Source organism: Propionivibrio sp. (assembly GCF_016790145.1).
GTDB lineage: Bacteria > Pseudomonadota > Gammaproteobacteria > Burkholderiales > Rhodocyclaceae > Propionivibrio.
The window spans coordinates 40,160-47,340 of the sequence record NZ_JAEUOI010000028.1 but is presented as its reverse complement, the minus strand read 5'-3'; the positions used below and the strand labels follow the sequence as shown (position 1 = coordinate 47,340).

The 7,181-nt window shown below is 56.9% G+C and carries 6 protein-coding genes; all 6 read left to right on the top strand.

From position 1 onward, the window contains the following. The coding region (locus JNM42_RS03315; protein WP_294266121.1) for a sodium ion-translocating decarboxylase subunit beta at nt 1-931 on the top strand (931 nt) is incomplete at its 5' end. 286 nt (nt 932-1,217) lie between these two features. Continuing rightward, complete coding sequence (locus JNM42_RS03310) at nt 1,218-2,003, top strand: hypothetical protein (RefSeq protein ID WP_294266118.1); 786 nt, start codon at nt 1,218-1,220, stop codon at nt 2,001-2,003. 394 nt (nt 2,004-2,397) lie between these two features. Continuing rightward, nucleotides 2,398-3,837, top strand: a complete 1,440-nt coding sequence (pyk, locus tag JNM42_RS03305; protein ID WP_294266115.1) for a pyruvate kinase — start codon at nt 2,398-2,400, stop codon at nt 3,835-3,837. Nucleotides 3,838-3,981: 144 nt separating this feature from the next. Next, complete coding sequence (locus JNM42_RS03300; protein WP_294266112.1) at nt 3,982-5,301, top strand: DUF3422 domain-containing protein; 1,320 nt, start codon at nt 3,982-3,984, stop codon at nt 5,299-5,301. A 56-nt stretch (nt 5,302-5,357) separates the two neighbouring features. Further along, entirely contained in the window at nt 5,358-6,296 is a 939-nt protein-coding gene (locus tag JNM42_RS03295) for a phosphoribosylaminoimidazolesuccinocarboxamide synthase (RefSeq protein ID WP_294266109.1), read from the top strand. A 59-nt stretch (nt 6,297-6,355) separates the two neighbouring features. Next, a complete protein-coding gene (locus JNM42_RS03290) occupies nt 6,356-7,138 on the top strand; it encodes a DUF2189 domain-containing protein (protein WP_294266105.1) in 783 nt (260 codons plus the stop codon). Nucleotides 7,139-7,181: the final 43 nt, after the last annotated feature.

Here is a 7,181-nt window from a genome sequence, read left to right as displayed (position 1 = left end):
GCAGATCAACTGGCTGCAACCGATCTACACGCTGACCTTCAGCAATGGTCTGATCGCCTGCTTCGTATTCATGGGCATCGGCGTGCTGCTTGATGTCGGCTACGTCATGGCACGGCCATTCCAGAGCATGATCATTGCCCTTTTTGCCGAACTCGGCACCATCGCCGTTTTCCCGATTGCTGTCGGCCTCGGTTTCACCGAACAGGAAGCCGCTGCCGTTGCGACAATCGGCGGCGCTGACGGTCCGATGGTATTGTTCACCTCGCTTATTCTGGCCAAGCACCTGTTTGTACCCATCACCGTCGTCGGCTACCTTTATCTCGGCCTGACCTATGGCGGTTACCCTTATCTGATCAAGTGGCTGATTCCAAAAAAACTGCAAGGCATCAATATGGCCGGCGACAGCGGCCCGGTCATTGGCCGCTCACAGAAGCTCATCTTTGCCGTAGTGACCTGTACTCTGCTCTGCCTGCTGTTTCCTGTAGCGGCGCCGCTGTTCTTTTCAGTGTTTGTCGGTGTGGCCGTTCGCGAAAGCGGCCTGGAAAACTTCTCAAATCTTATCGGCGAGACTTTCCTTTATGGCGCAACGTTCTTCCTCGGCCTGACGCTGGGCGTACTGTGCGAAGCCAACACCCTGCTGGAGCCGACGGTGCTCAAACTCCTGTTGCTCGGCATGCTGGCCCTGCTGATTTCCGCGCTGGGCGGCATTCTCGGTGGCTACATTCTATATTTCGCCACGGGTGGCAAGTTCAACCCGATGATCGGCATCGCCGGCGTCAGTTGCGTTCCCACTACGGCCAAGGTGGTACAAAAGATAGCTTCAAGTGTGAATCCTTCGGCGATCATCCTGCCGCAAGCCCTGGGCGCCAATATCAGTGGCGTTATTACGACCGCCATCATTTCCGGGATTTATGTCGCATTCCTGCGTTAGTCGGAGCTACTTGCAGCGTCCTTGTAGTTGTAGAAATTATTCGGAACAGCCACAAACAGGAGATCGGATTGCACAAGCAGCCAGGCTGTTCCGATCTTTTCCTGTTTCTGCCGTCTTATTCTGAAGATGCACAGCAATTTTTCGTTGCCCAATGACATCGGGGCAGCGTGGCATTATAATGAGCACCGTGGCTCACCTGCATAATCGGGATTGAGCCCTATTCGTCGGATTTCGATTTGTTAATTGTGTTGGATGTCAATAATTTTAGTGGGAAGGGTATGCTGCCATGACCGTTCATCTTTATTTTTCTCTCATTCCCGAAGCGCTGATCGCCTCCAATCTTCCGCCGGAGAAGTTCGGGCAATACTACTCGACAGGCAGTGGCTACAAGTCAAAGGGGCAGAGCCTGTTCTTCGAAATTGATCCGGCCTTCAGAAACGACTATTTCGAAATCGAGACAGCCATTGAGCGCTGCGTTCCCGCCGCTGACGGCACGCCCAAGCACTCGGTTTACATTTCCGTTTATCGCGTACTGGAACACCTCCCGGTCAGTGCGCTGGGCAAACTTTACCTGACCACTGCCTACGGCCACACGCTGGGGCTGGATCGTGGCGTCCTGACGCCGAAAAGAGACTCGATCCTGCATCTGTACCAGGATCTTTCGCCGACCAACAGTCTGGTGGTCAGCAATCTCGACCCGGTCACATTCTATGAAAGCGTCACCGTCAACCCGACCAAGTTCATCCGTTTCCCTGCACTCTGCTTTGTCGAACTCGAACTGGATGAACTGGCGACAGATCCGGAAAACGGCCAGGCCAACAATCTCCCTTACTCGTTCATGCATCACCTGCGCGAGGCCTTGATGGTTCTCAAACCAAGAACCGATGACAAGCCGAGTACCAAGGACAGCAAGATGGTGCATCGCGTGCACTCACTGGAATTCCCCTACCGCATGATCAAGAAGGGCTTCTATGTGGGAAATGGCGCTAGTGACCTGGCGTTTTATCCGATGCTTAGCCACAGCGTGTTGCGCGACAACCATAATCAATGGTGGCGTTCTGCCAACATCTGAACGACAGCATCTAATTTGCTTATAGCAGTCGAACGCCGGCCTTTGGTCGGCGTTCGTGTCTTGGGCAAGCTGTAGTTAACTTGCAAACCAGCACAGGGCGTTTGCAACCGGGTGTCAAATTCGTTGCCCATATGCAACTCACCCTGGCGACATGTAACCTTGGTGCAACATCCCATCTGTAGATTCTTGTCCTGTTGTGTTCGGGAAAGCCTGTTGAGGTCGCAGCGAAAAGGGCATTCAGTGCCCTAGGTTCGGACGAGTGTTCAGCCTGGTGGCTCCAGTCCGGCAGGCCGAATCCGGGTATAAGCGACACATATACGCTAATATCCCTCTTCAAACTCATGAAAAACAGCACCCGCCGCCGGATTTCACGGCCAGTTATAAAAGGAACTTCATGTCCCGCCATACCAAGATCGTTGCCACCCTCGGCCCTGCTTCACGCGACCCGCTCGTTCTTGAAACACTGATCCGTGCGGGCGTTGATGTCGTCCGCCTTAACTTCTCTCACGGCAAGGCCGAAGACCATATCGCCCTTGCTGCCAGCGTCAGGAGGGTTGCCGCTCTGGTTGGTCGACCGGTCGGCATTCTTGCCGATTTGCAGGGTCCGAAGATTCGTATTGGAAAATTTGCCGAGGGCAAAATAACGCTGGAAGCCGGCGACAAGTTCATTCTTGACGCTGAATGCGAACAAGGCAACCGGGAACGCGTCGGCCTGGATTACAAGGATCTGCCAAAGGATGTCAGTTCCGGCAATGTATTGTTGCTTGACGACGGTCGCATCGAGCTTGAGGTGGAACGCGTCGTCGGCCGGGAAATCCACACCCTTGTACGCCACGGTGGCGAGCTTACGAACAACAAGGGGATCAATCGCCAGGGCGGCGGATTGTCGGCGCCGGCGCTGACCGCCAAGGACATGGACGACATCAAGACGGCAGCGCAGATTGGTGCCGACTTCCTCGCCGTCTCCTTCCCCAAGGGTGCACCTGACATGTACATGGCACGTCAATTGATGCTCGCCTGCGGCGGTCGTGCACTGACCATTGCCAAGATCGAGCGCGTCGAGGCGGTTGCTGCGCTGGACGAAATACTCGACGCTTCGGACGGCCTCATGGTGGCGCGCGGCGACCTTGCAGTTGAGGTTGGAGATGCCGCCGTTCCTGCATTGCAGAAACGAATGATTCGAATGGCGCGGTCAAAGAACAAGCTGGCGATTACGGCAACGCAGATGATGGAGTCGATGATTCTGTCCCCGACACCGACCCGTGCCGAAGTCTCGGATGTCGCCAATGCCGTGCTTGACGGCACAGATGCCGTCATGCTCTCGGCTGAAACAGCGACAGGCCACTACCCGGTGCAAACGGTCGAATCGATGGCGCGCATCTGCCTGGAGTCCGAGAAGTCGATTCTGATTACGCTTGATCGCGACTTTCTCGACCGGGTTTTTACCCGCATTGACCAGTCGATCGCCATGGCCGCGCTATTTGCCGCCTATCACCTCAATGTCAAAGCCATCGCCGCGCTAACCTCTTCCGGCTCGACAGCCCTGTGGATGAGCCGCCTGAACTGTGGAATACCCATCTTCGCGCTGACGCAGGAACCCGCAGCGCAGTCGAAAATGACGCTCTTTCGCGAGGTATTCCCGCTGCTCATGAAAGAAATGCACAATGACCCCGACGTGTTGCGCTACGACGTTGAACAACGGCTTATCGAGGCCGGCGTCGTCATCAAGGGCGATCTGATCGTTCTTTCCTATGGCGACCAGATGGGGCTAACCGGCGGCACAAATACGCTGACCATCGTTCGCGTCGGCGAGCGCGCGCCGCCCCGAGGCTGATCCCGAGTACAAGGGACGGCATGCCCCGCCCCTCGCTCATTATTGCCTCAGTCTGTCGAGTCTTACCAATCGGCTTGATCACTTCCAGTGATCGACTAACCAGCCGAGACCGTGGTGAAGCGCTTTTTTTATTCTGGAGAGGCCATGCACGCCAGATTCAACTTTACCGATATTGAGAAACACCCACTACGTGATTACCTGAACAGCGAATTCCACGCTCGCTCACCGATCCCGATCAGCAGCCCGCTACTGGTAACACATCTCGCTTTTCAACATGATGCTTTGACCGCACAGGATGAACGCGAAAACGTTTTGCGTCTCTGTCAGACCAGTACGTGCAAATTCATTGAAAACTCGAGCAACCATCTGATGCTGGATGCCGGCAGTTTCCAGATGCGCTGGGAGTTGCATACCGAATATTCGAGCTACACCTTCTTTTGCCCGTTACGCGTCGGAGAACCGCTAGACCCTGATGCCACAGCGCTTGACGCGGTGTTTCCCGACTGGCTGTCGGCCATTCCGGGCCAGTTGATCGTAGCCACGCATGTCGAATTGCGCTCAACCACTGACGTTTCGCCTGAATCGGTATTTGCCGGTCTGTCGCCCACTTCAAACCGGCAAATGGTCGTTTCCCGAATCGCCAATGGCGCGGGCTGGGTGTTTACCGACTTCATGTTCGACAACGGATTCTCGCGTTTCCTTGTGCTCGACGACAGCCTGGCTGGTCGACAGCCCGGTCGTGCGGTGCAGCGCCTGTTCGAGATCGAAACCTATCGCATGATGGCACTGCTTGGTTTGCCGGTTGCCATCGAAGTCGGACACTGGCTGAACGGTGCGGAAAGTCGCCTGGCCGAATTGATGGATCACATCGTTCAGGTCGATTCGCCAGAAGACGAAGGCGCCGTTCTTGCCGATCTTTCGAAAATGGCGGCTGAAGTCGAACACTCGGTGGCACGCACCACGGTCCGCTTCGGCGCCTCCTGCGCTTTCAACAGCCTGGTCTGGCAGCGCATCAACGAATTGCGCGAGATTCGCGTCCCCGGTTACCAGACGCTGCACGAATTCATGCAACGTAGATTCCTGCCGGCGATGAACACCTGTGCCGCCATGGCCAGACGACAGGACGATCTGTCCAACCGCGTTGCGCGCAACAGCCAACTGCTGCGCACGCGGGTCGATATCGAACTCAAGCGGCAAAACCAGGAGCAGTTGACGCAAATGAACAAGCGCGCCAAAGTTCAGTTGCGCCTGCAGGAAACTGTTGAAGGACTGTCGATCGTGGCCATTACCTACTATGGCTCGCAACTCGTTCATTACCTCGTCAAGGGAGGCAAGTATCTTTTCCCGGCCCTCTCACCCGAAATCGCTACCGCCCTATCGATTCCCCTGATCACCATCCTTGCGCTGTTCGGGATCAAGCGCATGCGCAAGTCGCTGGCGCTGGATACTGAAGGAAGCGATTAAACTCTTCGACCGGCGCAATCATTCTCTTTCATTTACTTTCTTTCGGATCAAGAACCATGACTCAAGCCCTCTATGAATCGAGCATCAAGAGCCTGCCACTGCTGGGCCGCGGTAAAGTACGGGACATCTACGCCATCGACTCGGAGCGCTTGCTGATCGTTACCAGCGACCGCATCTCCGCCTTCGACGTAATCCTTCCAGATCCGATTCCCGGTAAAGGCAAGGTACTTACGCAGATGGCCAGCTTCTGGTTCGACAAGCTCGGCTACCTGTTGCCCAACCAGTTGACCGGCGTCGACCCGGAAAGCGTGGTCACAGCGCAAGAGCGCGATCAGGTGCGCGGACGTGCGCTCGTCGTCAAGCGCCTCAAGCCGCTGCCGATCGAAGCCGTCGTTCGCGGCTATCTGATCGGTTCCGGCTGGAAGGATTATCAGAGTACCGGCGCTGTTTGCGGCGTCAAGCTGGAGGCCGGCCTCAAGCTGGCCGGCAAACTTCCGGAACCCATCTTCACGCCGGCGACCAAGGCAGAACAAGGCGAACACGACGAGAACATCTCGTTCGAGCAGGCACAGATCAACTGCGGCGCGCTACTTGCTGACGCGCTCTACGGCACGGGCAAGAGCGGCGCCGGGATTGCCGCTCAGGCACGTGACGCCGCCCTTGCGCTGTACACCGCAGCAGCCAACTACGCAACGACGCGCGGCATCATCATCGCCGACACCAAGTTCGAATTCGGAATCGATACCAGCGGCACGCTGCACCTGATCGACGAGGTGCTCACCCCCGATTCCTCGCGCTTCTGGCCGGCCGATTCTTTCCGTGAGGGCAGCAATCCGGCGTCCTTCGACAAACAGTTTGTGCGCGATCACCTGGAGACGCTGGACTGGAACAAGGCAGCGCCCGGGCCGGCGTTGCCGGCGGCGGTTGTCGTTCGCACCCATGCCAAGTATGTGGAAGCCTACGAACGTCTGAGCGGCCGGAAATTCATCGAATGAGAACCTTTACCCCTCTTCGGAGTCATAAGGCATAAATCAAAAAATACAGAGGAGGGACGATGAATGACTCACTGACCCCGCTCGACCACAACTTCGCCTTACCGGAAGTGCGCCGTATCGGGCTGCGCCGCCCCCTGGCCTGGCTGCGCTCCGGCTGGCAGGACATGCGCGCCAACCCGATCGCCAGCCTGGCCTACGGCCTGCTCTTCGCCATCGCCGGCGATGTCGCCCTGATCTTCTCCTGGCGCAACCCTTATCTCTTTACCGGCGCCCTTTCCGGCTTCATCCTGATCGGCCCGCTGCTCGCCAGCGGGTTCTACGAGATCAGCCGACGGCAGGCTCTCGGGCAACACAGCACCTTCATCGACTCACTCTCCGGCTGGCGCCGCAACGGCCAGTCAATGGCCTTGTTCGGCCTGCTGCTGGCGCTTGTTGCCATCATCTGGGAGACTACATCGGCCGTATTTTTCGCACTGCTGGTACCCGGTCTGACACCCAATATCCCGGCCTTCATCTTCGGTGTGCTGCTCAATGCCGAGTATCTCGGCATGACGATGGCCTGGTTCATCGCCGGCAGCGGCCTGTCTTTGCTTGTTTTTGCCGTCAGCGCTGTTTCGATACCGATGCTGATCGACCGTGACGTCGACTTCGTTACCGCCATGATTACCAGCCTGCGTGCCGTGGTGCTCAATCTCGACGTCATGCTGCTGTGGGCAGCGTGGGTCGTGGCCCTTACACTGATCGGCTTCGCCACGCTACTTTTCGGGCTGGTGATCACGATGCCGCTGCTTGGCCACGCCTCATGGCATGCTTACCGCGACCTTGTCGAACCTTGCCCGTAACCACCATGGGGGAAGCTACGACTACCCTCAGCTTGCCTGAATG

Coding starts and splice junctions, on each gene's coding strand:
- JNM42_RS03295 (WP_294266109.1), top strand. CDS start 5,358: ATGACTCAAGCCCTCTATGAATCGAGCATCAAGAGCCTGCCACTGCTG.
- JNM42_RS03290 (WP_294266105.1), top strand. CDS start 6,356: ATGAATGACTCACTGACCCCGCTCGACCACAACTTCGCCTTACCGGAA.
- JNM42_RS03300 (WP_294266112.1), top strand. CDS start 3,982: ATGCACGCCAGATTCAACTTTACCGATATTGAGAAACACCCACTACGT.
- pyk (WP_294266115.1), top strand. CDS start 2,398: ATGTCCCGCCATACCAAGATCGTTGCCACCCTCGGCCCTGCTTCACGC.
- JNM42_RS03310 (WP_294266118.1), top strand. CDS start 1,218: ATGACCGTTCATCTTTATTTTTCTCTCATTCCCGAAGCGCTGATCGCC.